This is a genomic window from Spirillospora sp. NPDC048911, assembly GCF_043198015.1.
In the GTDB taxonomy this organism is placed as follows: Bacteria; Actinomycetota; Actinomycetes; order Streptosporangiales; family Streptosporangiaceae; genus Spirillospora.
Map to the genome: position 1 here is coordinate 45114 of NZ_JBICUD010000002.1, position 22316 is coordinate 67429.

22 protein-coding genes are annotated in these 22316 nt (G+C 70.8%); 14 read left to right on the forward strand and 8 right to left on the reverse strand.

What is annotated here, in order from left to right:
• Nucleotides 1-154: 154 nt before the first annotated feature.
• The 4 genes from ACGFNU_RS07440 (at nucleotide 155) to ACGFNU_RS07455 (ending at nucleotide 4467) form a co-directional block, all read left to right on the forward strand.
• Entirely contained in the window at nucleotides 155-1498 is a 1344-nt protein-coding gene (locus tag ACGFNU_RS07440) for an HD-GYP domain-containing protein (protein ID WP_392591128.1), read from the forward strand.
• A gap of 2 nt (nucleotides 1499-1500) precedes the next feature.
• A complete protein-coding gene (locus tag ACGFNU_RS07445) occupies nucleotides 1501-2838 on the forward strand; it encodes an HD-GYP domain-containing protein (protein WP_392591130.1) in 1338 nt (445 codons plus the stop codon).
• Nucleotides 2839-2917: 79 nt separating this feature from the next.
• A complete protein-coding gene (locus ACGFNU_RS07450) occupies nucleotides 2918-4252 on the forward strand; it encodes an acetyl/propionyl/methylcrotonyl-CoA carboxylase subunit alpha (protein ID WP_392591133.1) in 1335 nt (444 codons plus the stop codon).
• 26 nt (nucleotides 4253-4278) lie between these two features.
• A complete protein-coding gene (locus ACGFNU_RS07455) occupies nucleotides 4279-4467 on the forward strand; it encodes a hypothetical protein (RefSeq protein ID WP_392591134.1) in 189 nt (62 codons plus the stop codon).
• Nucleotides 4468-4804: 337 nt separating this feature from the next.
• Here the strand turns inward: ACGFNU_RS07455 and ACGFNU_RS07460 are convergent, their stop codons facing one another.
• The gene (locus tag ACGFNU_RS07460) at nucleotides 4805-5602 is read right to left on the reverse strand and encodes a hypothetical protein (RefSeq protein WP_392591136.1); all 798 of its coding nucleotides are present in this window, start codon (nucleotides 5600-5602) and stop codon (nucleotides 4805-4807) included.
• Nucleotides 5603-5712: 110 nt separating this feature from the next.
• On the opposite strand from ACGFNU_RS07460, the gene bioD reads away from it, so the two are divergent.
• Together bioD and bioB are read left to right on the forward strand one after the other, a co-directional pair.
• On the forward strand, nucleotides 5713-6444 hold the full coding sequence (bioD, locus tag ACGFNU_RS07465; protein WP_392591138.1) for a dethiobiotin synthase: 732 nt from the start codon (nucleotides 5713-5715) through the stop codon (nucleotides 6442-6444).
• A complete protein-coding gene (bioB, locus tag ACGFNU_RS07470) occupies nucleotides 6441-7436 on the forward strand; it encodes a biotin synthase BioB (protein WP_392591140.1) in 996 nt (331 codons plus the stop codon). Before bioD ends, bioB begins: the two co-directional genes overlap by 4 nt.
• A gap of 511 nt (nucleotides 7437-7947) precedes the next feature.
• Here the strand turns inward: bioB and ACGFNU_RS07475 are convergent.
• Nucleotides 7948-8691, reverse strand: coding sequence for a GntR family transcriptional regulator (locus ACGFNU_RS07475; RefSeq protein WP_392593432.1), 744 nt, complete (start codon nucleotides 8689-8691; stop codon nucleotides 7948-7950).
• Between the two features lie 91 nt (nucleotides 8692-8782).
• Complete coding sequence (locus ACGFNU_RS07480; protein WP_392591142.1) at nucleotides 8783-9946, reverse strand: 8-amino-7-oxononanoate synthase; 1164 nt, start codon at nucleotides 9944-9946, stop codon at nucleotides 8783-8785.
• Between the two features lie 62 nt (nucleotides 9947-10008).
• Between ACGFNU_RS07480 and ACGFNU_RS07485 the strand changes: the two genes are divergently transcribed.
• Complete coding sequence (locus ACGFNU_RS07485; RefSeq protein WP_392591144.1) at nucleotides 10009-11580, forward strand: histidine kinase N-terminal domain-containing protein; 1572 nt, start codon at nucleotides 10009-10011, stop codon at nucleotides 11578-11580.
• A 280-nt stretch (nucleotides 11581-11860) separates the two neighbouring features.
• Here ACGFNU_RS07485 and ACGFNU_RS07490 read toward each other — a convergent pair whose 3' ends face one another.
• Both ACGFNU_RS07490 and ACGFNU_RS07495 read right to left on the reverse strand, forming a co-directional pair.
• Nucleotides 11861-12127, reverse strand: a complete 267-nt coding sequence (locus tag ACGFNU_RS07490; protein WP_392591146.1) for a WhiB family transcriptional regulator — start codon at nucleotides 12125-12127, stop codon at nucleotides 11861-11863.
• A 274-nt stretch (nucleotides 12128-12401) separates the two neighbouring features.
• Nucleotides 12402-13343 carry a diacylglycerol/lipid kinase family protein gene (locus tag ACGFNU_RS07495; protein WP_392591147.1) on the reverse strand — a complete coding sequence of 314 codons (942 nt, stop codon included), beginning with the start codon at nucleotides 13341-13343 and terminating at the stop codon, nucleotides 12402-12404.
• A gap of 92 nt (nucleotides 13344-13435) precedes the next feature.
• Here ACGFNU_RS07495 and ACGFNU_RS07500 point away from each other — a divergent pair, with 92 nt between their 5' ends.
• On the forward strand, nucleotides 13436-14008 hold the full coding sequence (locus ACGFNU_RS07500) for a hypothetical protein (protein WP_392591148.1): 573 nt from the start codon (nucleotides 13436-13438) through the stop codon (nucleotides 14006-14008).
• A 7-nt stretch (nucleotides 14009-14015) separates the two neighbouring features.
• Here ACGFNU_RS07500 and ACGFNU_RS07505 read toward each other — a convergent pair whose 3' ends face one another.
• On the reverse strand, nucleotides 14016-14774 hold the full coding sequence (locus tag ACGFNU_RS07505) for an RNA polymerase sigma factor SigF (protein WP_026413784.1): 759 nt from the start codon (nucleotides 14772-14774) through the stop codon (nucleotides 14016-14018).
• 53 nt (nucleotides 14775-14827) lie between these two features.
• On the reverse strand, nucleotides 14828-15256 hold the full coding sequence (locus tag ACGFNU_RS07510; protein WP_151566146.1) for an anti-sigma factor: 429 nt from the start codon (nucleotides 15254-15256) through the stop codon (nucleotides 14828-14830).
• Nucleotides 15257-15461: 205 nt separating this feature from the next.
• Between ACGFNU_RS07510 and ACGFNU_RS07515 the strand changes: the two genes are divergently transcribed.
• Nucleotides 15462-16223 (forward strand): phytanoyl-CoA dioxygenase family protein, encoded by a 762-nt coding sequence (locus tag ACGFNU_RS07515; protein WP_392591150.1) that lies wholly within the window; start codon nucleotides 15462-15464, stop codon nucleotides 16221-16223.
• On the opposite strand, the gene ACGFNU_RS07520 is transcribed toward ACGFNU_RS07515, so the two are convergent.
• Nucleotides 16220-17128 (reverse strand): sugar kinase, encoded by a 909-nt coding sequence (locus ACGFNU_RS07520; RefSeq protein WP_392591152.1) that lies wholly within the window; start codon nucleotides 17126-17128, stop codon nucleotides 16220-16222. The two genes, ACGFNU_RS07515 and ACGFNU_RS07520, sit on opposite strands and share 4 nt — an antisense overlap.
• A gap of 63 nt (nucleotides 17129-17191) precedes the next feature.
• On the opposite strand from ACGFNU_RS07520, the gene ACGFNU_RS07525 reads away from it, so the two are divergent.
• From ACGFNU_RS07525 to ACGFNU_RS07545, 5 genes are read left to right on the forward strand one after another with little or no spacing between them, the layout of a single operon-like run.
• Nucleotides 17192-18457 (forward strand): DUF4185 domain-containing protein, encoded by a 1266-nt coding sequence (locus ACGFNU_RS07525; RefSeq protein WP_392591154.1) that lies wholly within the window; start codon nucleotides 17192-17194, stop codon nucleotides 18455-18457.
• Nucleotides 18458-18460: 3 nt separating this feature from the next.
• The gene (locus ACGFNU_RS07530) at nucleotides 18461-19435 is read left to right on the forward strand and encodes a DUF4432 family protein (RefSeq protein WP_392591156.1); all 975 of its coding nucleotides are present in this window, start codon (nucleotides 18461-18463) and stop codon (nucleotides 19433-19435) included.
• On the forward strand, nucleotides 19432-20247 hold the full coding sequence (locus ACGFNU_RS07535; RefSeq protein WP_392591158.1) for an SDR family NAD(P)-dependent oxidoreductase: 816 nt from the start codon (nucleotides 19432-19434) through the stop codon (nucleotides 20245-20247). The genes ACGFNU_RS07530 and ACGFNU_RS07535 overlap by 4 nt, the downstream gene beginning before the upstream one ends.
• Nucleotides 20247-21074: an SMP-30/gluconolactonase/LRE family protein gene (locus tag ACGFNU_RS07540; protein WP_392591159.1), complete on the forward strand. Its 828-nt coding sequence runs from the start codon at nucleotides 20247-20249 to the stop codon at nucleotides 21072-21074. Before ACGFNU_RS07535 ends, ACGFNU_RS07540 begins: the two co-directional genes overlap by 1 nt.
• A 44-nt stretch (nucleotides 21075-21118) precedes the next feature.
• Nucleotides 21119-22294: a DUF5005 domain-containing protein gene (locus tag ACGFNU_RS07545; RefSeq protein ID WP_392591161.1), complete on the forward strand. Its 1176-nt coding sequence runs from the start codon at nucleotides 21119-21121 to the stop codon at nucleotides 22292-22294.
• Nucleotides 22295-22316 lie beyond the last annotated feature (22 nt).

The following is a 22316-nucleotide window of genomic DNA, read 5'->3' on the forward strand; positions in this document are numbered from 1 at the left end:
CGGCAGGCTCGGGTCACGGGGGAAGGCGGGGAGCCATGCCTGAGCATCCGGCCGCCCGGGGCGGCGCCACGATGTCCTCTCCGCTGGCACCCAGGGGCGTTTCCTGGGTGTAAGGCTGCCGGCTTCGGCCGCGTCGACCTCCGAGGGGGCGGCAATGCGTGGACTACCGCTCGCGGCATGGGCGTACGTCTGCGGAGTGGTCGTGCTCGCGACCGGCCTCATCGCGGCGAACTTCAAGCCGGTCAACTGGACCACGCTCGCCGTGCTGGCGGTGCTGTTCCTCATCTGCGACTCGGCGCCCGCGCTGCTCAACGTGGAACGTGCCCGGGTCTCCCTCAGCTTCGCCGCCAGCCTGGCGTCGGTCGTGCTGCTCGGCCCGGTGGGCGCCGCGCTGCTCGGCTTCTGTGCGATCGTCACGGGCCAGCGGTTGTTCGCCCCGGTCAAACGCCTCTTCAACGGCGCGCAGTTCGCGCTCTGCGGGTTCGCGTCCGGGGTCGTGTTCGACGCGCTCGCCGACGAGGGCCTGAAACCCGGCAAGCCCCATTGGGTCGAGGGCGTCATCGGGCCGTTCCTCGGCGCGCTCGTCACGTTCGTCCTGGTCAACCTGCTGCTGGTGGCGGGCATCCTGCTGCTGAGCAAGCAGGCCACGCTGCGCGAGCTGCTGCGCGAGAGCGGCGGGCTGGCGTTCGGCTGCCTGGGCTACGGCATGTTCGGCCTGCTCATCGCGGGCCTGTGGCAGTGGGTCTACTCGTTCGCCGCCGTGCTCGTGCTGCTGCCGCTGTTCCTCGCGCGGTGGGCGCTGGAGCAGACCCGCGCGCAGCAGCAGGCGCACGCCGCCACCCTCGCCGCGCTCTGCCAGGCGGTCGAGACCAAGGACTACTACACCCGCGGCCACAGCGAACGGGTGTCCCGCGGCTCGGTGCTGATCGCGCAGCAGATCGGCATGCGCTCGGACCGGGTCGAGGCCATCCGCTACGCGGGCATGCTGCACGACGTCGGCAAGCTCGGCGTGCCGACCAAGGTGCTGCGCAAGTCCGGCTCCCTCACCGAGGAGGAGTTCGCCGCGATCCAGCTGCACCCGATGCGCGGGCTCGAGATCGTCCGGGAGATCGGCTTCCTGGACGAGGCGCTCGCCGGGATCATGCACCACCACGAGAAGATGAACGGCCGCGGCTACCCGATGGGGCTGGCCGGCGACGAGATCCCCGAGTTCGCCCGCATCATCGGCGTCGCCGACGCGTTCGACTCGATGACCTCCACCCGCTCCTACCGCGCCGCCCGCACGATCGAGGAGGCCGTGGTCGAGCTGCGCAAGTGCGCGGGCGACCACTTCGACCCGGTCATGGTCGACGCGTTCCTGTGCGCTCTCGAACGCGACGGCTGGGAGCCGCCCAAGCCGGTCGTCCTGCCGGAGGACAACGTCGTGGAGATCACCCTGCAGGACCACGACGATCCGACCGTGCCGATCCGCGTCGCGGGCGACGAGGTCCGGCGATAGCGGTGACCACCCAGGAACGTGCCGCGTGGCAGACGCTCGACTCGGGCCAGCTGCTGCTGATCGCCTCCGCCGGCCTCTTCGTCATCGTCGCGCTCACTCAGGTGGCCGCGGTCGGCCTGGTCCAACCCGACGTCGCGGTGATCTTCGGGGTGCTGATCGCCCTCGGCGAGCTGTTCCGCATGGTCATGCCCGGCAACCGCGAGGTCGCGCCCATCGCCAGCGCCGGCGCGATCGGCTACGCCCTGCTGGTCGGGGTCGGTCCCACGGGCGCCGAGGTCGACCCCAAGCTCGGCGTGGTGCTCGCGACGCACTCGCCGCTGCAGGTGGTCGCCGTGACCGCCGTCGGCATGCTCATCGGCTCGCTGCCGCACATCGCCGTCGGACGCTCGTCCGGGCTCGACGCGATGGCCCGCCGGCTGTTCACCGTGGCCGTCGTGGCGCTGTGCTTCCGCCCGCTGGTGACCGCCGGGCTTGACCGCCAGCTGCTGCTCGCGATGATGGGCGTGATCGCCGTCTTCGCGTGCTTCGCCGACGTCATGGTCGCCTCGATGATCCGGGCCGAGGCGGTGCGGACCCGCTTCGGCATCGCGGTGCGCGACGAGATCCGCGCCAAGATGGCCCTCTGCGCCGCCACCACCGCGACGGCCATGCTCGTCGCCGTCTCCACCACCGTGATGGGCCCGGCGGCGCTGCTGATCTTCACCGCGCCGATCCTGGTCACCCAGTTCGCGTTCCGCCGCTACGCGGGCGTGCGCGCCACCTACCTCCAGACCGTGCGCGCGCTGTCGCGGGTCACGGAGGTGGGCGGCTACGTCGAGACCGGGCACTCGCGCCGGGTGTCCCGGCTGGCCGTGGCGATGGGCCGCGAGCTCGGCATGTGCGAGGAGGAGCAGCTCGAACTGGAGTACGCGGCGCTCATGCACGACATCGGGCAGCTCTCGCTCGCCGATCCGATCCCCGGCGGCGCCACCGTCCTGGCCTCGCCCACCGAGCAGCGCCGCATCGCCGAGCTCGGCTCCGAGGTGATCAGGCAGACCGGCGTGCTCGACCGGGTGGCCCACATCGTGCACCTGTCGTCGCATCCGTACCGGACCGGCCACGGCGAGGCCCAGGGCGCCACCGCCGCCACCGCCACCCCGGTCGACCGGCCGGTGCCCCCGCCGCTCGCCAGCCGGATCATCAAGGTCGCCAATGCCTACGATGACCTGGTCGGCGACTCCGGCGACCGCGACCGCGGCGCCGCCGTCCTCGAACGGCTGCGGCTCGACTCGGCCTCCGAGTACGACCCCACCGTGGTCGAGGCCCTCAGCCGCGTCGTCGACCGTTACGTCCGCCGCTGACCGGACACCGGATCGACTAGTCTCGTGCGTGCCGTCCAGCCGGCGCGTCCGGGCCGAGCCGATGAAGGAGTGTCCGCAGGTGTTCGAATCCGTGCTCGTGGCGAATCGCGGCGAGATCGCCAGCCGGATCATCCACACCGCGCGCGAGATGGGCGTCAAGGCCATCGCCGTGTACTCCGAGGCGGACGCCGACCTGCCGTTCGTCGCCGAGGCCGACGAGGCCATCCTCATCGGCCCGCCGCCGCCCGCCGCCAGCTACCTGGACGCCCCCGCGATCCTGGAGGCCGCCCGCCGCACCAACGCGCAGGCCGTGCACCCGGGGTACGGCTTCCTCGCCGAGAGCGCCGAGTTCGCCCGCCGGGTGATCGACACCGGCCTGGTCTGGGTGGGCCCGCCGCCGCTGGCCATCGGCCGGATGAGCGACAAGATCAACGCGCGCAATCTGATGAAGGAGGCCGGCGTCCCGGTCACGCCCGGCACCTGGGAACCCGTCCCCGACGCCGGCACCGCCGTCGAGGAGGCCGAGCGCATCGGCTATCCCGTCATGGTCAAGGCCGCCGGCGGCGTCGGCATGGGCGCCGCGTTCGACGAGGCGGAGCTCCGCGGGGCGTACGACACCGTACGGTCGCGGGCGGAACGGTTCGCCGGCGGCCCCGACATCCTGATCGAGAAGTTCGTCGAGCGGGCCCGGCACGTCGAGGTGCAGATCCTCGGGCTCGCCGACGGCAGCGTCATCGCGCTGGGCGAACGCGACTGCTCGGTGCAGCGCCGCCACCAGAAGGTCGCCGAGGAGAGTCCCTCCCCGGGCATCACCCCCGAACTGCGCGAGCGCATGCAGGCCGCCGCCGTGCGCGCGGGCGAGGCGGTCGGCTACCGCGGCGCCGGGACCGTCGAGTTCCTGGTCGGTGGGAGCGGGCAGACCCACGACTTCTTCTTCCTCGGGATGAACACCCGGCTCCAGGTCGAGCACCCGGTCACCGAGATGGTCACCGGCCTCGACCTGGTCGAGCTGCAGTTCCGTGTCGCCGCCGGCGAGCGGCTCACGCTCGGGCCGGTCCGGCCGAACGGGCACGCGATCGAGTTCCGGGTGTACGCCGAGGACCCGCGACGTTTCCTGCCCAACGCCGGCGAGATCAAGATCTGGGAGGAGCCCGTCGGCACCGGCATCCGGATCGACGCCGGATACGCCGAGGGCAACCTGATCACCCCGTTCTACGACCCCCTGCTGGCCAAGCTGTGCGTGCACGGCGCCGACCGGGCCGACGCGCTGCGGCGCGCCCGGGCCGCGCTGGACGCCTTCCGGATCGAGGGGCCGGCCACCAACCTGCCGTTCCTCGCCGAGCTGCTCGACCGTCCCGAGTTCGCGGACGGCACCTACGACACCGGGCTCGTCGGCCGGATGCGCGCCCTCTAGAGCGGCGACGGGGTACTGTGCCGCTCGTGGAGAGTACGTACTGTGACCGCTGCGGCGAGCCCGCCCGGCAGGGCGACCACGGCCCGTGCCGCACGGCGCGCCGCATGGAGCCGCCCCGCTACTGCGACCGCTGCCGCCGCCGGATGATCGTTCAAGTGACCCCCACCGGCTGGAACGCCCGCTGCTCGGAGCACGGCGAACTGGCCTCGGCCTGACCCGTCAAAGCGCTACACCGCGAAAACGTAGGACAGGAGGGGGTATCCCGGCAACCGGGCAGTAGTCCCGTTCCGGGGTGCGCGTGAAGCCCATCCGCTCGTACATGCGTTGCGCCGCCCGCATGTTCGGCTGGGGTGGCCAGCCTGACGTGGGCCAGGCCTGCCTCGCGGGTAGGCGATCTCCGGATCGGCGGCGAACAGCATGCGCATCGGATGCTTCTCCAGCCTTCGCGCGCCGTTGTTGCCCGCGGGCAGATTATGCCGGACGAGGGTGCCGGGGTCGGCACTGTGCCGAGGCTCCATGAACGCACGTTGGACAAGCGATCGGGGCCCTCTTTCAGGCGCGGGCTACGTCTTTGCAGGTGTGTTCGTCGGGGAGGAGAGGGCGGACGCGTACGGAGTAGGTTTTGCCCTGGCTCTGCCAGTAGGTGTCTGGGACGAGCTTTCTGGCGGTGGCCGAGTCTGGCGTGGACATCACTTTGCAGACCCCTCCGGCCGCCTGCTCGCCCTGGCCGAGGGGGGCGAGAGGCCAAGGCCTGGTCAGCTTCCCCGAGGACGTGGTCTCGCCAGAGATGACAGCGATCTGGGGAGGGGCGTAGGTGTCGTGCGGGCCTTCCTGGTCGGCTGCCGGCCAGGCGGAGGGCTGGAGACGTTTCCAGAGGCGCACGGCGGGGTCGGTGGGCTGGGAGTCGGGTTGGATGATCCGCGTCCGGGACTCGCCCATGGTGATCTCCAGCGCCTGGGCATCGGCGATGTCTTCTGGGCCGGCCGTTCTGGACCGTCCGAGACCGGCGGCCCGGGCATCGTCCAGCAGTCGTTTCAGCGCGTCCCGCGTGAGCTGGAACTCCGCCAAGCCGGAGACCGGCGAATCGGCGCCCGGCTGAGGCGCGACAGCGCGGCCGTCGCCGTACAGCGAGAACTCGGGAATGCTTCCGGGGCCGCCCAGACCGGCGAAGCCGCCGGTCATCCGCCACCGCAACGTCAGAGTGTCGGCGGGTATCGAGTTCTTGGGCTCCGGCGTCCATGACTCACAGTCGGATAGCGCACAGACCTCGTCCTCGCCCCAGCCGCAACCGGCGAGGAGCAGCAAGCCGATCAGCGCGGGTGCGAGGCTCCGTACGTATGGAGCTGCCATGTGGCTTGGACGCGCGGCAGGTGGGGCGGGTTCCATTACAAAGTCCGCGCGTCCAAGACTGTGGGATTCCGCGAGGGTTGAGCGACTGACCGCACGCTAGTGTGCGGCTCGTGAGTGTGCTCGTGGTGACCGGAACCTGTACGGGTGTCGGCAAGACGATCGTCACCGCCGCGCTGGCCGCGCTGGCGGCGAGCCGTGGCACCCCGGTGGCCGTCGTGAAGCCGGGGCAGACCGGGGTGGAGCCGGGTGAGCCCGGCGACCTCGACGACGTCCGGCGGCTCGCGGCCATGGACGACGTGCACGAGTTCGCGCGTTTCCCGGATCCGCTCTCGCCGGCGGCGGCCGCGCGGCGGGCGGGGATGCCGCCCGTCAGCCTGCCCAAGGTCGTGGACCGCGTCCGCGAGCTGGCGGAGACCCGGCGGCTGGTGCTCGTCGAGGGCGCCGGCGGGCTGCTCGTCCGCTACGACGACGAGGGCGCGACGGTGGCCGACCTGGCCCGGTGGCTCGGCGCGGCCGTGGTCGTGGTGGCACGGCCCGATCTCGGCACGCTCAACCACACCGCACTGACCCTGGAGGCCATGGCGCACCGCGGCATCCAGCTCGCGGGAGTCGTGATCGGCGAGTGGCCCGAGAAGCCCGATCTGGCCATGCGCAGCAACATCCAGGACCTGGAGACGATCGCCGCCCGGCCGCTCGCCGGGGCGATGCCCGCCGGCGCGGGCGCCCTGGAGCCCGCCGAGTTCCTGATCGCCGCGCACCGGGCGCTCGCCCCGGCGTTCGGCGGCGCGTTCGACGCTGCTACCTTCCGCGATAGCTTCGGCCTCACAAAGGAGAATCCGTGACCGACATCCTCGAGGTGGCCCGCCACCAGGTACTCGACGAGGGCAAGGGCCTGTCCGCCGCGCAGGCCCTGGAGTGCCTGAACCTCCCCGACGACCGCCTCGAAGAGCTGCTCGCCCTGGCCCACGAGGTCCGCATGCGCTGGTGCGGCCCGGAGGTCGAGGTCGAGGGGATCATCTCCCTCAAGACCGGCGGCTGCCCGGAGGACTGCCACTTCTGCTCGCAGTCGGGGCAGTTCACCTCCCCGGTCCGCTCCGTCTGGCTCAACATCCCCGAGCTGGTCGAGGCCGCCAAGGAGACCGCCAAGACCGGCGCCACCGAGTTCTGCATCGTCGCCGCCGTCCGCGGCCCGGACGAGCGCCTCATGAAGCAGGTCGGCGAGGGCATCAAGGCCATCAACGAGGCCGTCGAGATCAACATCGCCTGCTCGCTCGGCATGCTCACCCAGGCCCAGGTCGACGAGCTGACCGCGATGGGCGTGCACCGCTACAACCACAACCTCGAAACCGCGCGCTCCCACTTCTCCAACGTGGTCACCACGCACAGCTGGGAAGAGCGCTGGGACACCCTCCGCATGGTCAAGGAGGCCGGCATGGAGGTGTGCTGCGGCGGCATCATCGGCATGGGCGAAACGGTCGAGCAGCGCGCCGAGTTCGCCGGTCAGCTGGCCGAGCTGGAGCCGGACGAGGTCCCGCTCAACTTCCTCACCCCGCGCCCGGGCACCCCGTTCGAGAACTTCTCCCTGGTCGAAGGCACCGAAGCCCTCAAGACCATCGCCACGTTCCGCCTCGCCCTGCCGCGCACTATCCTGCGCTACGCGGGCGGCCGCGAACTGACCCTCGGCGACCTCGGCACCCGCGACGGCATGCTCGGCGGCATCAACGCCATGATCGTCGGCAACTACCTCACCACCCTGGGCCGCCCCGCCGAACAGGACCTGGAGCTCCTCACCGAACTCCAGATGCCCATCAAAGCCCTCTCCCAGACCCTCTAGCCGCGCACACGTGTCGGGCGCTCACCCAGCGCCCAACACACCCACCCAGCCTCACCCGTGACCACCGGGCGCCTCCTGTTTCTCGGCCTCCCACTTACGACGAATCTCGTCGTAGAGGTGCTGGTTCTCCTCCCATACCTCCCGAGGGGTTCGATGGCGGGCTCTCGGTGAGTCGGGCAGTGGCGGCCGGGGCCGCTCCGTCAATGCAGATCTCGCCGCCGATGACCTCGACCTTCGCCCCCTCTTCGGCATTGAGGTGATCCCAGAGCGTGTCAGGGAGCGCCGCCGTGTATGGCGGAATGTCTACGAGTGTCACTTTGGGCGACCCTTCGTTCACGATCTGCTCCGGTCATCGTAGGGATCGTGTGTTCAGAGCGTACCCAGGACGGGTGATCCGGTTGCTGGGTGTGACGGAAGTGCCGCGCGGCGATCGCCTTGGCCGGATACGGTCAGTGAAGGTCCTCGGGCGTGGCGTTACCGGGGGGAAACGGTGGCTTAACACCGTGGACTTCTAGCCGCGGCGGAGGCGGGTGATGAACTTGTAGCGGTCGCCGCGGTAGAGGGACTGGGCCCATTCGACGGGCTGCCCGGTGAGGTCGAAGGCGTGGCGGGAGAGCAGGAGCATCGGGAGGCCCACGTCGACGCCCAGCAGTTGGGCGTCGTGAGGGGTCGCCAGGACGGTCTCGATGGTCTCTTCGGCTTCGGCGAGGTGCACGTCGTAGGCGGTGGCGAGCGTCTCGTACAGGGACCGGTGGCGGGGCAGCTCGCGGCGCAGGCCGGGGAAGCGGCGGGCCGGCAGGTGCGAGGTGTCGATCGACATGGCCTCGCCGTCGGCGAGGCGGAGCCGGTGGATGCGCAGGACACGGCCGCCGGGGCGGATGCCGAGGAGGGCGGCCAGTCGCTCGTCGGCGCTCACGTAGCCGATCTCCAGGATGCGGGTCTCGGGCTGGAGGCCGTGGTGGCGCATGTCCTCGGTGTAGCTGACCAGCTGGAGCTCCTGGGAGACCTTCGGTTTGGCGACGAAGGTGCCCTTGCCCTGGATGCGCTGGAGGCGGCCCTCGACGACGAGCTCGGCCAGAGCCTGGCGGACCGTGGTGCGCGACGTCTCGTACTTCTCGGCGAGGGTGCGCTCGGGCGGCAGGGGGCTGCCCGGGGGAAGCTGCTGGATGAGCTCGACCAGCAGTTCCTTGAGCTTGTAGTACTTGGGGATGCGCGGGGCGGCGGACGCCGGGCGGTGGCGTCCGAGGTCGCTCATGGGCAGCGCGTCCAATCCGGGCCCCGGACGGGGCCCACCCCTGACCTCCGTCACGGACTCTCCTTACGTTCACCACCGGTTGTCCCCGATGTTACGTGTGCAGACTACGGCCGGTAGAGCCCGAGACCGCCGTCAGGGCCGTCCGGAGGGTTGTGAGGTCGGACTCGGTCACCGACGCGCGGGCGGTGAGGCGCAGGCACGCCCTGCCCTTGGGAACCGAGGGCGGACGGAAGCAGCCCACGCGGGCGCCGTGCTCGGCACAGATCTCGGCGGCGCGGAGGGCGATCTGTGGCTCGCCCAGGAAGACCGGGACGACGGCGGCGGCAGGGGTCGCGGTCTCGAGGTTCAGATCTGTGGCGATCTCGGCCATGCGGAGGGCCACGGCGCGGGCGCGGGCGGGCAGCCCGGGGTCGGCTTCGATGGCGTCCAGCGCGGCGAGGGCGGCTCCGGCGGCGGGCGGGGTGAGGCCGGTGTCGAAGATGAACGCCCGGCCGGTGTCGACCAGCGTGTCGATCAGCACCGGGTCGGCCAGGACCGCGCCGCCCTGGGCGGCGAGCGACTTGGACAGCGTGAGCGTGAGGACGACGTCGGGTTCGGCGGCCAGGCCCGCGGCGTGCGCGGCGCCGCGGCCCTCGTCGCCGACGATCCCGAGGGCGTGCGCCTCGTCGATCACCAAAAGGGCGCCGTGGGCGCGGGCGGCCGCGTGGAGGGCGGTGAGGGGGGCGAGGTCGCCGTCCACGGAGAAGACGGCGTCGGTGACGACGAGGGCGTGTTCTTCGTCGCGTTCGGCCAGCGCCCGCTCGACGGCGGCCACGTCCCGGTGCGGGGTGATCGTCACGCGGGCGCGGGACAGGCGGCAGGCGTCGACGATCGAGGCGTGGTTGACCTGGTCGGAGACCACGAGCGTGCCCGCGCCCGACAGGCCCGCCACCGCGCCGAGGTTCGCCAGGTAGCCGGACGAGAAGGTGAGGCCCGCCGGGCTGCCGGTGAACGCGGCGAGCCTGCGGTCGAGTTCGGCATGCAGCTCGGTGGTGCCGGTGACCAGCCGTGATCCGGTGGAGCCCGTGCCCCACTCGCGGGCCGCGGCGACGGCGCCCTCGACCAGCCGGGGATCCCGGGACAGACCCAGGTAGTCGTTGGAGGCCAGGTCGATGAGGCCGTCATGATCGGCGGTACGGGGGCGCAGCCGGCGGCGCAGCCCCGCCTCGTCGCGGCGTCGCGCGGCGGCGCGGAACCTGGCCAGGGGGTCGGTCATGCCCCCGCATCCTGCCAGGTCGGCGGGGCGGGGCAGGCAGGGGGATGCGCGATGATGGACCGGTGCCTACCTTGACCGATCTGGTGCGCGACCACACCGAGCTCAACGAGACCGACGTGGAGTGGCTGCACGCCCTCGTGTCGGACTGGCAGCTGCTGGCCGACCTCTCCTTCGCCGACCTCCTGCTGTGGGTGCCGCTGCGTTCGGCGGAGGCGCTGCCGGCCGAGAACGGCCGCCCCCGCCGCGCCGTCGGGCACAACCCCGCCGGCGTGTCGGTGCCCGGCTGGGTCGCGGTCGCCCAGATGCGCCCCACGACCGGCCCGACCGCCTATCCCGAGGACCTGGTCGGCAAGATCGTGCGCACCGGGCGGCGCGGCCTGATCGACGTGGCCTGGCGCGAACGGCGCATCGTGCGCGAGGGCGATCCCGAATGGGGCAGCGGCATCCCCGTCCGGGAGGAGTCGATCCCGGTCCGCCGGGGGGCCAAGCTGCTCGGCGTCATCCAGCGCAGCACCAACCTCAGCTCGGCCCGCACGCCCAGCCGGCTGGAGCTCACCTACCTGCAGAGCGCCAGCGACCTGGCCCAGATGATCTCTGAGGGCCGGTTCCCGGCGCCGGGCGACGAGCCCAACCTGCTCCGCTCGCCCCGCGTCGGCGACGGGCTGATCAGGCTCGACCGGACGGGCCGGGTGACCTACGCCAGCCCGAACGCGCAGTCGGCGTACCGGCGCCTCGGCTTGCAGGCCGACCTCGTCGGCGAGTCCCTCGGCGAGGTGACGGCGGAGCTGTGCGACACCGGCGAGCCGATGGAGGAGGCGCTGACCGCCGTCCTCAGCGGCCGGGCACCGCGCGAGGTCGAGGTCGAGTCGAACGGGTCGATCATGCAGCTGCGGACGATCCCGCTCGTGGTCGGCGGCGCCCGCATCGGCGCCATCGTGCTGGTCCGCGACGTCACCGAGCTGCGGTGGCGCGACCGGGAGCTGCTGACCAAGGACGCCACCATCCGGGAGATCCACCACCGGGTGAAGAACAACCTGCAGACCGTGGCGGCACTGCTCCGCCTCCAGGCACGCCGGCTGCGCATCCCCGAGGGCCGGGCCGCGCTGGACGAGGCCGTCCGCCGCGTCGGCTCGATCGCGATCGTGCACGAGACGCTCTCCCTCACCCCGGACGAGCTGATCGACTTCGATGACATCGCCGATCGCGTGATCACCATGGCGGGCGAGGTCTCCACCCCCGAGACCCGGGTCGTCCCCAAGCGCACCGGCAGCTTCGGCGTGCTGCCCGCCGAGATCGCCACGCCGCTCGCCATGGCGCTCACCGAGCTCCTGCAGAACGCGCTGGAGCACGGCCTGCCCGACCATCGCGACGGCACCCTGGAGGTCGTGGCCCACCGCTCGGAGGAGGAGGACGACCGGCGGCTGGTGGCCACGGTGGCCGACGACGGCGTCGGGCTGCCCGCCGAATTCGACGTGGAGAGCAGCAACAGCCTGGGCCTGCAGATCGTCCGCACGCTCATCGTCGGCGAGCTGGGCGGCAAACTCGACTTCCGCCGCCGCCCCGGCGGAGGCACGGAAGTCGTCGTCGACGTCCCCCTCGACCACACCAACCGCCCAGGCGGCCCACCCCGCTGATTGCCTCCCGGCCTCGACGGCCTCGCCTGGCGGCTCGGCCATCGAACCGCGAAGCGGCGAGCACGGCATCGCTTCGCGATCTTCGCGTGAAGCTTCGCCTGCGGCTCGCTCCAGCTCAGTTAACGCGCTCGCGTGATGGCTGAGGAAATGCGCAAGCGCCCATGGCTGAATGCCATGGGCGCTTTGCGTTCTGCTCGGCGGTCGGGCTCTCCGGCTGGAGGGTTCGGAGGCGGCGCCGGTCAGGTGTTCGCGCGCATGTGGATGGTGCTTGGGAAATGCTTCAGAGGTTCGCGTTCGCGTTGGCGCGGGCTCGCGCGCGGGCGTTGCGGCGCTTGAGCGCGCGGCGTTCGTCCTCGCCCATGCCGCCCCAGACGCCGGAGTCCTGGCCGGACTCGATGGCCCAGCGGAGGCAGGCGTCGGTGACGTCGCAGCGGCGGCATACCTGCTTGGCCTCTTCGATCTGCAGGATCGCGGGCCCGGTGTTGCCGATCGGGAAGAACAGCTCGGGGTCCACGTCACGGCAGGCTGCGCGGTGGCGCCAGTCCATGCGGTTCCACTCCTTCGTCACTTGTGAACGGTTTCACATGTCGCGAACACCCCGTGCCGCTATGGCTTGTGAGCAGGGGTGATGTGGTTTGCGGCGCTGCGATCAGGTGGCTGACGACGCTGGGCCCCTGTCGGCTGGCGCACTTTGAGCGTGTCAGGGCCGCGCGGCCAGGCGCAAGACCTTTGAGAAACGTTTCTCAAAGTATGGGTGTCGTATGTGTCACATCAGTGAGTCGGGCTTGTTGCTTTGTCGTTAACGGGCATCTTGATCATCGTCATATGACGACGCGTATCGCCTTCGGCACCGATCGGAATGTGATGCACTCCTGCTCGCCAAGGTAGTCGCCGTCCAGCTGAAAGGCCACGGGACGCTCCGCACGGAGCGTGACTTCCGCCGCGTCGTGCACGTTGAGCACACGCCTTCCCCGGACGGGACGGTTACCGCCGAGAAACATCTGCGCGACGGCTCCCAGCATCGGAACGACGTCCAAGGATTGCATTCCGAAGACATCGAGGCCGCGGCTGAAGTTCGCACGGGGACTGAGATTCAGTGGACGCCGGCCCATGTATGTCCATGGCGAGGTGTTGGAAACGAACGCGAAAAAGAGCCCCGATTCGGCGGGGCGCCCCGGTGCTTCGAGAGTGAGCGCCGGGCGGGTGCGGTCGGTGCCCGAGAAGAAATGCCGGACCGCGGTCCGCACGTACAGTGACGGATCGGCTTTCGCGCCCGTCACCCGGCGCCGTTCGACCTCGCGGACCACCTCCGCGTCGAAACCGATCCCGGCGCAGAACGTGAAGTACCGCTCGGTGCCGGTGCCCGAGGAGGCGGTGCCCAGGCCCACGCTGCGATGGCGTCCGGCCCGCAGCGCCTCCAGGACGGGACGCGTCGCGGCGAGCGGATTGTTGGGCAGGCCGAGCGCGCGGGCGAACACGTTGGCGCTGCCGCACGGGAGGACCGCCAGCGCCGGGAGGTCGGGGGAGGGACCGTCGGCCAGGAGCCCGTTGACGGTCTCGTTCACCGTGCCGTCGCCGCCCATGGCCACCACGACGTCGTAGCCCTCGACGGCGGCCTGCCGGGCGAGGTCGACGGCGTGGCCGCGGTGTCCCGTCTCGGCGACGTGCAGGTCGAGGTCTCCGGAGAAGGCCCGCACGAGGACGTCGCGGGCTCGCCGAGAGGTGGAGGTCGCCTTGGGGTTGGCGATCAGGATGGCGCGCACGGCGTCAGGGTATCCATCACATCGGGGTCGGCAGGCAGCGACCGCGTACCGCGAGGGTGCGGGTAGTGTTTCGGGTTGTGTCGAAGCGCCCCATGACCGTGAACGCCGCCGCCGCCCTCGAGGCCGCGGAGGGTGCGGCCGCCGTCGGATTCGGCCTCTACGTCGGGGTCGAGACCTTGCTCGGCAAGGCGGTCGACCCCGCGACCGCGATCGGGGTGACCACGCTGGCGCTGGCGGGGGGAGCCGGGATGCTGGCGTGCGCGCGTGGTCTGCTGCGCGCCGAGCCCTGGAGCCGCGCACCGACCGTGCTGACGCAGCTGTTCGCGCTGCCGGTGGCGTGGTCGCTGTGGCAGAGCGAGCAGTACTTCATCGGTGTTCCGCTCGGCGTGGTCGCCGTCCTCGCCCTCGTCCTGGCGCTCGCTCCGCCGAGCACGGCCTGGCTCGTCCAGGACGAGGACGAGCAGAACGAGGACGACGGGAGCGACGAAGCCGGACGCGCCAAGGGCGCGACTGCCAAGGATGCGGCTGCCAAGGACGCGACCGGCAAGGACGCGGCCGGTAAGGGCACGACTGCTAAGCGCGCGACCGGCGAGGACGGCGCGGCCGGCGGTGAGAGTGGGGGAGGCACCGGGAGCGCGGACGAACGTCCCCGCTCCGATGCCTGACCCTCGATCACTCGTCGGCGGTGAGGCCCTCGCGCAGCTGGGCGAGCGTGCGGGCGAGCAGCCGGGACACGTGCATCTGGGAGATGCCGAGCTCGGCGGCGATCTGCGACTGCGTCATGTTGCCGAAGAACCGCAGCAGCAGGATCTTCTTCTCGCGCGCGGGCAGCTTCTCCAGCAGCGGCTTGAGGGACTCGCGGTACTCCACGCCCTCCAGCGACTCGTCGATCATGCCGAGCGAGTCGGCCACCGCGGGGGCGTCCTCGTCGCCGGAGTCGGGGGCGTCGAGCGACACCGTGGAGTAGGCGTTGGCCGACTCCAGGCCCTCGAGCACCTCCTCCTCGGTCATCTGCAGGTGCGCGGCCAGCTCGCTGACGGTCGGCGCGCGCCCCTCCCGCTGGGCGAGGTCGCTGATCGCCTTGGTCAGCGACAGCTTCAGCTCCTGGAGCCGCCGCGGGACGCGGACGGCCCAGCCCTTGTCGCGGAAGTGCCGCTTGATCTCGCCGACGATCGTGGGCGTGGCGTAGGTGGAGAACTCCACGCCGCGGCCCAGGTCGAACCGGTCGATCGACTTGATGAGCCCGATCGTGGCGACCTGGATCAGGTCGTCCAGCCACTCGCCGCGGTTGCGGAAGCGGCGGGCGAGATACTCCACCAGTGGCAGGTGCAGCTCCACCAGCTGGTCGCGGATGCGCTGACGCTCGGGGTCTCCCTCGGGCAGTTCGGCGAGCCGCTCGAAGAGGGCCCTGGCCCGGGCGCGATCCGGCACCGCGCTGTCGGAGCGCTCGTTGCCGGTGCTGCCGGCCACCGTCGTCTTTTCCGTCACGGGGCCCCCGCCGCGCCGCGGCGCTTCTGCAGCGTCACGGTCACCCGGTCGTCGGCACCGACGCGCGAATCGACCTCTCCCGCGAGCGAGGAGAGAACGGTCCAGGCGAAGGTGTCGCGGCTGGGTTCCCTGCCCTCGACCGTCAGCACCGACACGGAGATCCGCATGGCGTCTCCGGTCAGCTCGAACTCGCACGTCAGGTCGGTCCCGGGGACCGCCTGCGCGAGCAACATCGCACATGCCTCGTCGATGGCGATGCGCAGGTCCTCGATCTCGTCCAGCGTGAAGTCCAGCCTGGCCGCCAAGCCCGCTGTGGCGGTCCGGAGGACGGACAGGTAGGCACTGGCGGCGGGCAACTTCACCGTCACCACGTCGCGCAGGGACAACTTCGTACTAGCCGGCATCGCAGCGGTTTCCTCGGTCACGTCACTCCCTATCTGGGATAGTCCCGCTGCTTCGAAACTACCGCGTACAGAGCCCGGGGCGAGACTTCGCCGCGCGTGGCTTTCCCACGGATTCGCGTACCGACGCGGTTCTTCTCGCTTCAAACGTGACAAGTACGAGGAAAGGATCACGTTGGGCCCTCCGGTCTATTGACTAGATGACTTGTTCTCTAGATATCTTGCCGCCATGGATCTCATGGAGAAGTACGACACGGACGGTTACGCGATCTTCCGGAACGTTCTCGACGCGGAGTTGATCGCCGAGGCCGACCAGCACGTGCGCTGGCTGCAGGAGCGGTACCCGGGACGGAGCGGCGAGGACCTGTCCACCGAGCTCGTCGCACGCGACCCGTTCTGGGTGCGCCTCGTCTCCGACGACCGGCTGCTGGACATCGCCGAGAAGTTCATCGGCCCGGACATCGCCCTGTTCGCGTCGCACTACATCGCCAAGCCGCCGCGCACGGGCAAGGCGGTGCTCTGGCACCAGGACGGCGCGTTCTGGCCCCTCGACCCGATGCAGGTCGTCACCCTCTGGCTCTCCGTCGACCACTCGACCCCCGAGAACGGCTGCCTGCGCGTCATCCCCGGGACGCATCGGGAGGAACTGCACGCCGTGCGCGAGCGCGAGGGCGACGACGCGGTGTTCAACGTGGAGAGCGACGTGGCCGTGGACGAGTCGAAGGCCGTCGACATGGTGCTCAAGCCGGGCGACGTCGAGGTGCACCACCCCGGCATCATGCACGGCAGCAACGCCAACACCTCGCCGCACCGGCGCTGCGGCCTCACCATCCGCTACATCCCCACCTCGACCAGGATCACCGCCGAGCCGCAGCCGTTCCCGAGCGCGCTGCTGCTGCGCGGCGAGCCCGGCGTCAACACCTACCAGCCGAAGCCGCGCTACATCGAAGGCGAGCACTTCCCCTTCGCCGACGCGGCGGCGTGGGCCTAGGCGGGGAGGAGGGCGCCGGGGTGGCCGATGACTTCGGCGGCCAGCCGGGTGCCGGCTTCGGCGGCGGGGCGTGCGGCGGCGCCGGCGAGGCGGGCGGCCAGGTAGGCGCCGTTGAACGCGTCGCCCGCCGAGGTGGTGTCGACGACGGTGGCGCCCGGGACGGCCGGAATCCATTCCGTCGAACCCGCGTCGGCGATCACGCAGCCGTCGGCGCCGAGCTTGACCACGATCTCGCGGACGCCCGCGGCGCGCAGGCGGGCGACGCAGGCGTCCGCGTCGGCGTCGCCGTGGACGAGGCGGTCGTCGTCCAGGCTCGGCAGCGCGATGTCGGTGTGCGCGAGCACGGCGTTCGCGGCGTCGGCGGCGGCGCGGGGCGACGGCCAGCCGCTCGGGCGGTAGTTGCCGTCGTAGGCGACCCGGCCGCCGCGCCGCCGGGTCTCGGCCAGCACGGCCACGAGCCGGTCCCGTGCCGTCGGAGACATGATCGACAGCGTGATGCCGGACAGGTAGACGACGTCGTGGCCGGCGATGGCCTCGTCGATCGCCGCGGGCTGGTCCGGGCCGAACAGTTCGCGAGCGGCCGATCCGCGCCGGTAGTGCTGGAACGTGCGCTCGCCGCGCGCGTCGGTGCGGATCAGGTAGAGCCCCGCCTTGCCGCCCGGACGGACGCGCGTGTAGGTGTCGTGCACCCCGTACGTGCGCCAGTGCTCGCGCATGGCCAGGCTGTACGGATCGTCTCCGGTGACCGAGACGAACTGGACGTCGGCCGCGCCGGGGGCCGCGCTGCGCGCGAGGTAGGCGGCCGTGTTGAAGACGTCTCCGGCGTAGCCCAGCGCGAGCCGGTCCGCCGACAGATGCCGAAGCTCGATCATGCACTCGCCGATGAGGGCCACTCGGGTCGTCATGGGCAGCACGATACATCTAGACAACAAGTCATCTAATGACCAGACTTCTAGCTCCATGGAATCGTGACCGACGAGACCCGTGAGGTTCAGGTGCACAAACCCACCCCGCGTGACAACAGAGCACTCCGGAGGAGAACACTCGGCCTCACGGCCGGTGCGCTGGCTCTGGCCCTGTCCACGACCGCGTTCGTCCCGGCGAACGCGGCACCGCCCAAGCCGGGCCAGGCGTCCGCCGCCGCCTCGCGTACGTCCGCGGCCGTGGCGCCGCCGACCTGCGACGGCGCCCGGATGCCGGCCTTCCAGAGCTCGAAGCCGGACGCCGAGCTCAACGGGCTCTTCACCCGGTACGCGACCGACAACAGGCGCGTCGACGACTGGACGGGCGCCGACGGCACCTACTCGACGCAGCTGCCCGACGGCCGGCTCGCCTTCGTCTTCTCCGACACCTTCCTCGGCAAGGTGAACAAGGACGGTTCGCGTTCCCCTGTCATCGAGGAGGGCGGCACCACCCCGTTCCTCAACAACACGTTCGTGGTCAAGGACGGCAAGAAGCTGACCACCGTGACCGGGGGCACCAAGAACGCGCCCAAGGCGATCATGCCGCCGCGCGACAGCAAGCACTGGTACTGGGCCGGGGACGCCATCACCGCGGGCGGCAAGGTCCAGGCCACCTACCAGGAGTACGAGCGGTTCGGCCCCGGCATCTGGGACTGGCGGTGGTCGCGCAACGTGCTCGCGCAGTTCTCGCCCAAGCGTCTCTCCAAGCCCACCAGCGTGACTCCGCTGCCTTCCAGCAAGGGCATCTCGTGGGCGTCGTGGCTGGAGCGCTCGGGCCACACCATCTACGTCTACGGCGTCGAGGACAAAGGCAACACCAAGTACATGCACCTTGCCCGCGTCAAGGGCAACAGCCTGAAGGGCCGGTGGGAGTTCTACACGGGCCAGGGGTGGTCGAAGCGTGAGGCCGACTCGGCCCGCGTAATGGACGGCGTCGCCAACGAGTACAGCGTCAGCAAGCTGGGCCGTGGCTACGTCCTGATCACGCAGGACACGACGGAGCTCTTCAGCACCAAAATCGTGGCGTACTACTCCTGCTCGCCGAAGGGCCCGTTCACAGGCAAGACCACCGTCTACACCACGCCCGAGACCGGGCTGACCGGCACCTACAAGAACGCCAACGTCTTCACCTACAACGCCCACGCCCACCCCGAGCTCAGCTCCAAGGGCCGCATCGTGGTGTCGTACAACGTGAACAGCCTGAAGAACACCGACCACTACGCGGACAGCAGCATCTACCGTCCCCGCTTCGTCGACGTGAGGTTCCGCTGACCGATGAGTCACCGACGTCACCGCCCGGCCCGCAACTGGGGCGCCCGGCTGCACGAGATCACCTGGTTCGGCCTGCGCGCCGTGGTGCTGGAGAACGAACTGCTGCGGGTCACCGTGCTGGCGGACAAGGGCGGTGACGTCGCCGAGTTCTGCTACAAGCGGCGGGACATGGACTTCGTCTGGCTGGCGCCGGACGGGATCCGCAACCCGCGTGACGTGGCGGGCGGCGCCTCCGACAACGTGGCGGCCTTCCTCGACCACTACGAGGGCGGCTGGCAGGAGGTGCTGCCCAACGGCGGGCTGCCGAGCACCCACCGGGGCGCGGCGCTCGCGCAGCACGGCGAGGTGGCCGGGCTGCCCTGGGACGTGGAGATCGTGACCGACGAGCCGGGTGAGATCGCGGTGCGGCTGAGCGTGCGCTCGCGCCGGATGCCGCTGCGCGTGACCAAGACGTTCCGGCTGGTCTCCGGGCGGCCCGAGCTGCTCATCGACGAGGAACTGGCGAACGAGTCGGGCGTGCCGCTGGAGGTCATGTGGGGCCACCACATCGTCTTCGGCGCCCCGTTCCTGCTTCCCGGGCACCAGATCCGGCTGCCGGCGGCCGTCGAGGCCGATCCCGCCGTCGCCGAGAAGGCGCTCACCGTGGTCCCCGACTACGGCGAGCCGAGCGACGTCCACTACCTCACGGGCTTCGGGCCGGACGGCTGGTACGAGATCACCGATCCGGTGGACGGGCTCGGGCTGCGGGTCGCCTGGGACGCGACCGTGCTGAAGCACCTCTGGGTGTGGCGCGAGCTGGGCGCCTCCCGAGATCATCCCTGGTGGGGCCGGGCCTACGTGGTCGGCCTGGAGCCGTTCGCCGGTTACCCGACCGAGGGGCTGGCCGAGGCGGTACGGAACGGATCGGCGCTCACGCTGCAGCCGCACGAGACCAGATCGCTGTGGCTGCGCGCGAGCGTCCTGGAGGAGCGGAATTGAGCGGAGGGGCATTGAGCGGGGAGTTCGACGGCAAGGTCGCCGTCGTCACGGGAGGCTCGCTGGGGATCGGCCGGGCGGTGGTCGAACGGCTGGCGGCCGACGGCGCCGCGGTGGTCTTCTGCGGGCTGGACGAGGAGTCGGTCCGCGCGGCCGAAGCCGAGCTCCGGGCCAAGGGGCACGACGTCACCGGAGCCGTCGCGGACGTCACCGACGCCGCGCAGATGCGGGACCTGGTCGCGGCGGCGGCCGACCGGCACGGCGGCCTCGACACGGTGGTGACGTGCGCCGGCATCCAGCGGTACGGCACCGTCGAGGACACCACCGAGGAGCTCTGGGACGAGGTGCTCGGCGTCAACCTCAAGGGCGTCTTCCTCGTCTGCAAGGCGGCCGTCCCCGAGTTGCGGCGGCGCGGCGGCGGGACGATCGTCACGATGTCGTCGGTCCAGGCGTTCGCCTCGCAGGACCGGGTCGCCGCCTACACCGCGAGCAAGTCGGCCATCAACGGGCTCACCCGCGCGATGGCCCTGGACCACGCCGCCGACGGCATCAGGGCGAACGTGGTGTGCCCCGGCTCCGTCGACACCCCGATGCTCCGCTGGGCCGCCGACCTGTTCCGCGGCGACACGAGCCGGGACGACCAGGTCGCCGAGTGGGGCCGGGCCCATCCGCTCGGCCGGGTCGCGCGGGCCGCGGAGGTCGCCGAACTGGTGGCCTTCCTCGCCGGGCCGCGCTCGTCGTTCATCACCGGGGCCGAGCACCGCGTCGACGGCGGCCTGCTCGCCCGCAACCCCGCAGCCCTGCCGGAGGTCTGATGCCCACCCCGTTGGCCACAGCCCGCGTCTTCTTCGACGGACTCTTCACCAGCCCGCGCCTCGACCATCCCGAGGGCGTGGCCGTGCACCCGGTGGACGGCAGCGTCTGGTGCGGCGGCGAGGCCGGGCAGATCTACCGCATCGACCCGGCGGGCACGAAGATCGAGCAGATCGCCACCACCAACGGCTTCGTGCTCGGCATCACCTTCGACCCGACCGCCTCCTATCTGTTCATCTGCGACATCGTCCATCCCGGCGTGTTCAGGCTCGACCTCGCCACCGGCAAGGTGGAGCTGTTCGCGGACGGGGCGGGCGACCATCGCTTCCGCAACCCCAACTACGCGGTGTTCGACGCGCAGGACCGGCTGTACGTCTCCGACAGCCGCCAGCTCGACGAGCCCGGGCCCGCGGTGTTCCGGTACGGGCTGGACGGGGCCGGCGAGGTCTGGGACGAGCGCCCGATGGCGTTCGCGAACGGGCTCGCGCTGGCACCGGACGAGTCGTCCCTCTACGTCGTCGAGTCGTTCCTGCCCGGTGTCACCCGTGTCGAGATCCGCGCCGACGGGAGCCCCGGCGAGCGCAGCACCGTCGTCGAACTGCCCGGCACCGTCCCCGACGGGATCGGCTTCGGTCCCGACGGCCTCCTCTACGTCGCCCTCTACGAGCCCAGCAAGGTGCTGCGCGTCCGACCCGACGGGAATGCCGAGGTGGTCGCCGACGACCCCACCGCCCACCTGCTCTGCCATCCGACCAACCTGGCGTTCAAGGGGACCACGGCGTACGTGGCGAACCTCGGCCGCTGGCACATCACCGCGATCGACCTCTAGACCTCCGTTTTCTCCTTTCCACCCCCCCACAAAGGAGTTCTCGCATGCGTCCCCTGTCCCTTCGCGCTGCCCGGACGGCGGTGGCCTCGGCTCTGCTGGCCACCGTCCTCCTCGCCCCGCCGCCCGCCTCCGCCTCCGCTGCCGCCGCCCCGGTGTGCAACGGCAGCGCGGCCCCGACCTTCGGCACGGCCTCCCCGTACACCTCCCTCAACAGCTCGTTCACCACGTACGGCAACAGCAACGCCCGGCTCGACGACTGGACGGGCGCCGACAGCACCTACTCGGTGAAGCTGCCGGACGGCCGGACGGTCTTCGGCTTCTCCGACACCTTCCTCGGCCAGGTCAACAACGGCACCCGCCCGCTCACCATCGCCGACGGCGGCACCACCCCGTTCCCCAACAACACCTTCGTCGTGCGCACCGCGAGCGGGACGATGACCACCGCGCACGGTGGCACGACGGCCAACCCCACCGCGCTGCTGCCTCCGCGCGACTCCTCGCACCTCTACTGGGCCGCCGACATGACCGTGAACGGCAGTGAGGTGCAGCAGCCCTACCGGGAGTACTGGGTCGGCGGCGCCTGGAACCTCAAGTTCGAGCGCAACGTGCTCGCCCGCTTCGCGACGAGCAACCTCAACCAGCCGGTCTCGGTGACGGACCTGCCGTCCAGCCGGCAGATCATGTGGGGCTCGGCGCTCCTCAGGGACGGCGGCTACACCTACATCTACGGCACCGAGGACCTCGGCACCGCGGGCAAGCACCTCTACATCGCCCGCGTCTCCGGCACCGACCTGCGCGGCACCTGGTACTACCGCACCTCGAGCGGCGACTTCGACTCGACGTCGGAGGCGGCCGCGGTGCGGATGCTGAGCGGCGTGTCGAACGAGTTCAGCGTGTCCAAGCGCGGCAACTTCTACATCCTGCTGACCCAGGACACCAAGGACGCGTTCAGCACCGAGATCGACACCTATCTCTCCTGCTCGCCAGGCGGGCCGTTCACCGACGAGAAGACGGTGTACCGGACGCCCGAGACCGGCGCCGGCAACCCGAACATCTACACCTACAACGCCCACGCCCACGCCTCGATGACGACCTCGAACAACATCGTCGTCTCGTACAACGTCAACAGCCTCGACACCACCGTCGGCACGGAGAACGACAACTACAAGAACGTCAGCATCTACCGCCCGCGGTTCATCAACCTTCCGGTGAGCGGCTGAGAGTGACCGGCTGAGAAAGAGA

Excerpts from the sequence above, each read along its gene's own strand:
- ACGFNU_RS07490 (WP_392591146.1), bottom strand. The coding sequence starts at position 12,127 with ATGGACTGGCGCCACCGCGCAGCCTGCCGTGACGTGGACCCCGAGCTG.
- ACGFNU_RS07545 (WP_392591161.1), top strand. The coding sequence starts at position 21,119 with ATGCGTCCCCTGTCCCTTCGCGCTGCCCGGACGGCGGTGGCCTCGGCT.
- ACGFNU_RS07440 (WP_392591128.1), top strand. The coding sequence starts at position 155 with ATGCGTGGACTACCGCTCGCGGCATGGGCGTACGTCTGCGGAGTGGTC.
- ACGFNU_RS07515 (WP_392591150.1), top strand. The coding sequence starts at position 15,462 with ATGGATCTCATGGAGAAGTACGACACGGACGGTTACGCGATCTTCCGG.
- ACGFNU_RS07500 (WP_392591148.1), top strand. The coding sequence starts at position 13,436 with ATGACCGTGAACGCCGCCGCCGCCCTCGAGGCCGCGGAGGGTGCGGCC.
- ACGFNU_RS07540 (WP_392591159.1), top strand. The coding sequence starts at position 20,247 with ATGCCCACCCCGTTGGCCACAGCCCGCGTCTTCTTCGACGGACTCTTC.
- ACGFNU_RS07475 (WP_392593432.1), bottom strand. The coding sequence starts at position 8,691 with ATGAGCGACCTCGGACGCCACCGCCCGGCGTCCGCCGCCCCGCGCATC.
- ACGFNU_RS07520 (WP_392591152.1), bottom strand. The coding sequence starts at position 17,128 with ATGACGACCCGAGTGGCCCTCATCGGCGAGTGCATGATCGAGCTTCGG.
- ACGFNU_RS07530 (WP_392591156.1), top strand. The coding sequence starts at position 18,461 with ATGAGTCACCGACGTCACCGCCCGGCCCGCAACTGGGGCGCCCGGCTG.
- ACGFNU_RS07460 (WP_392591136.1), bottom strand. The coding sequence starts at position 5,602 with ATGGCAGCTCCATACGTACGGAGCCTCGCACCCGCGCTGATCGGCTTG.
- ACGFNU_RS07480 (WP_392591142.1), bottom strand. The coding sequence starts at position 9,946 with ATGACCGACCCCCTGGCCAGGTTCCGCGCCGCCGCGCGACGCCGCGAC.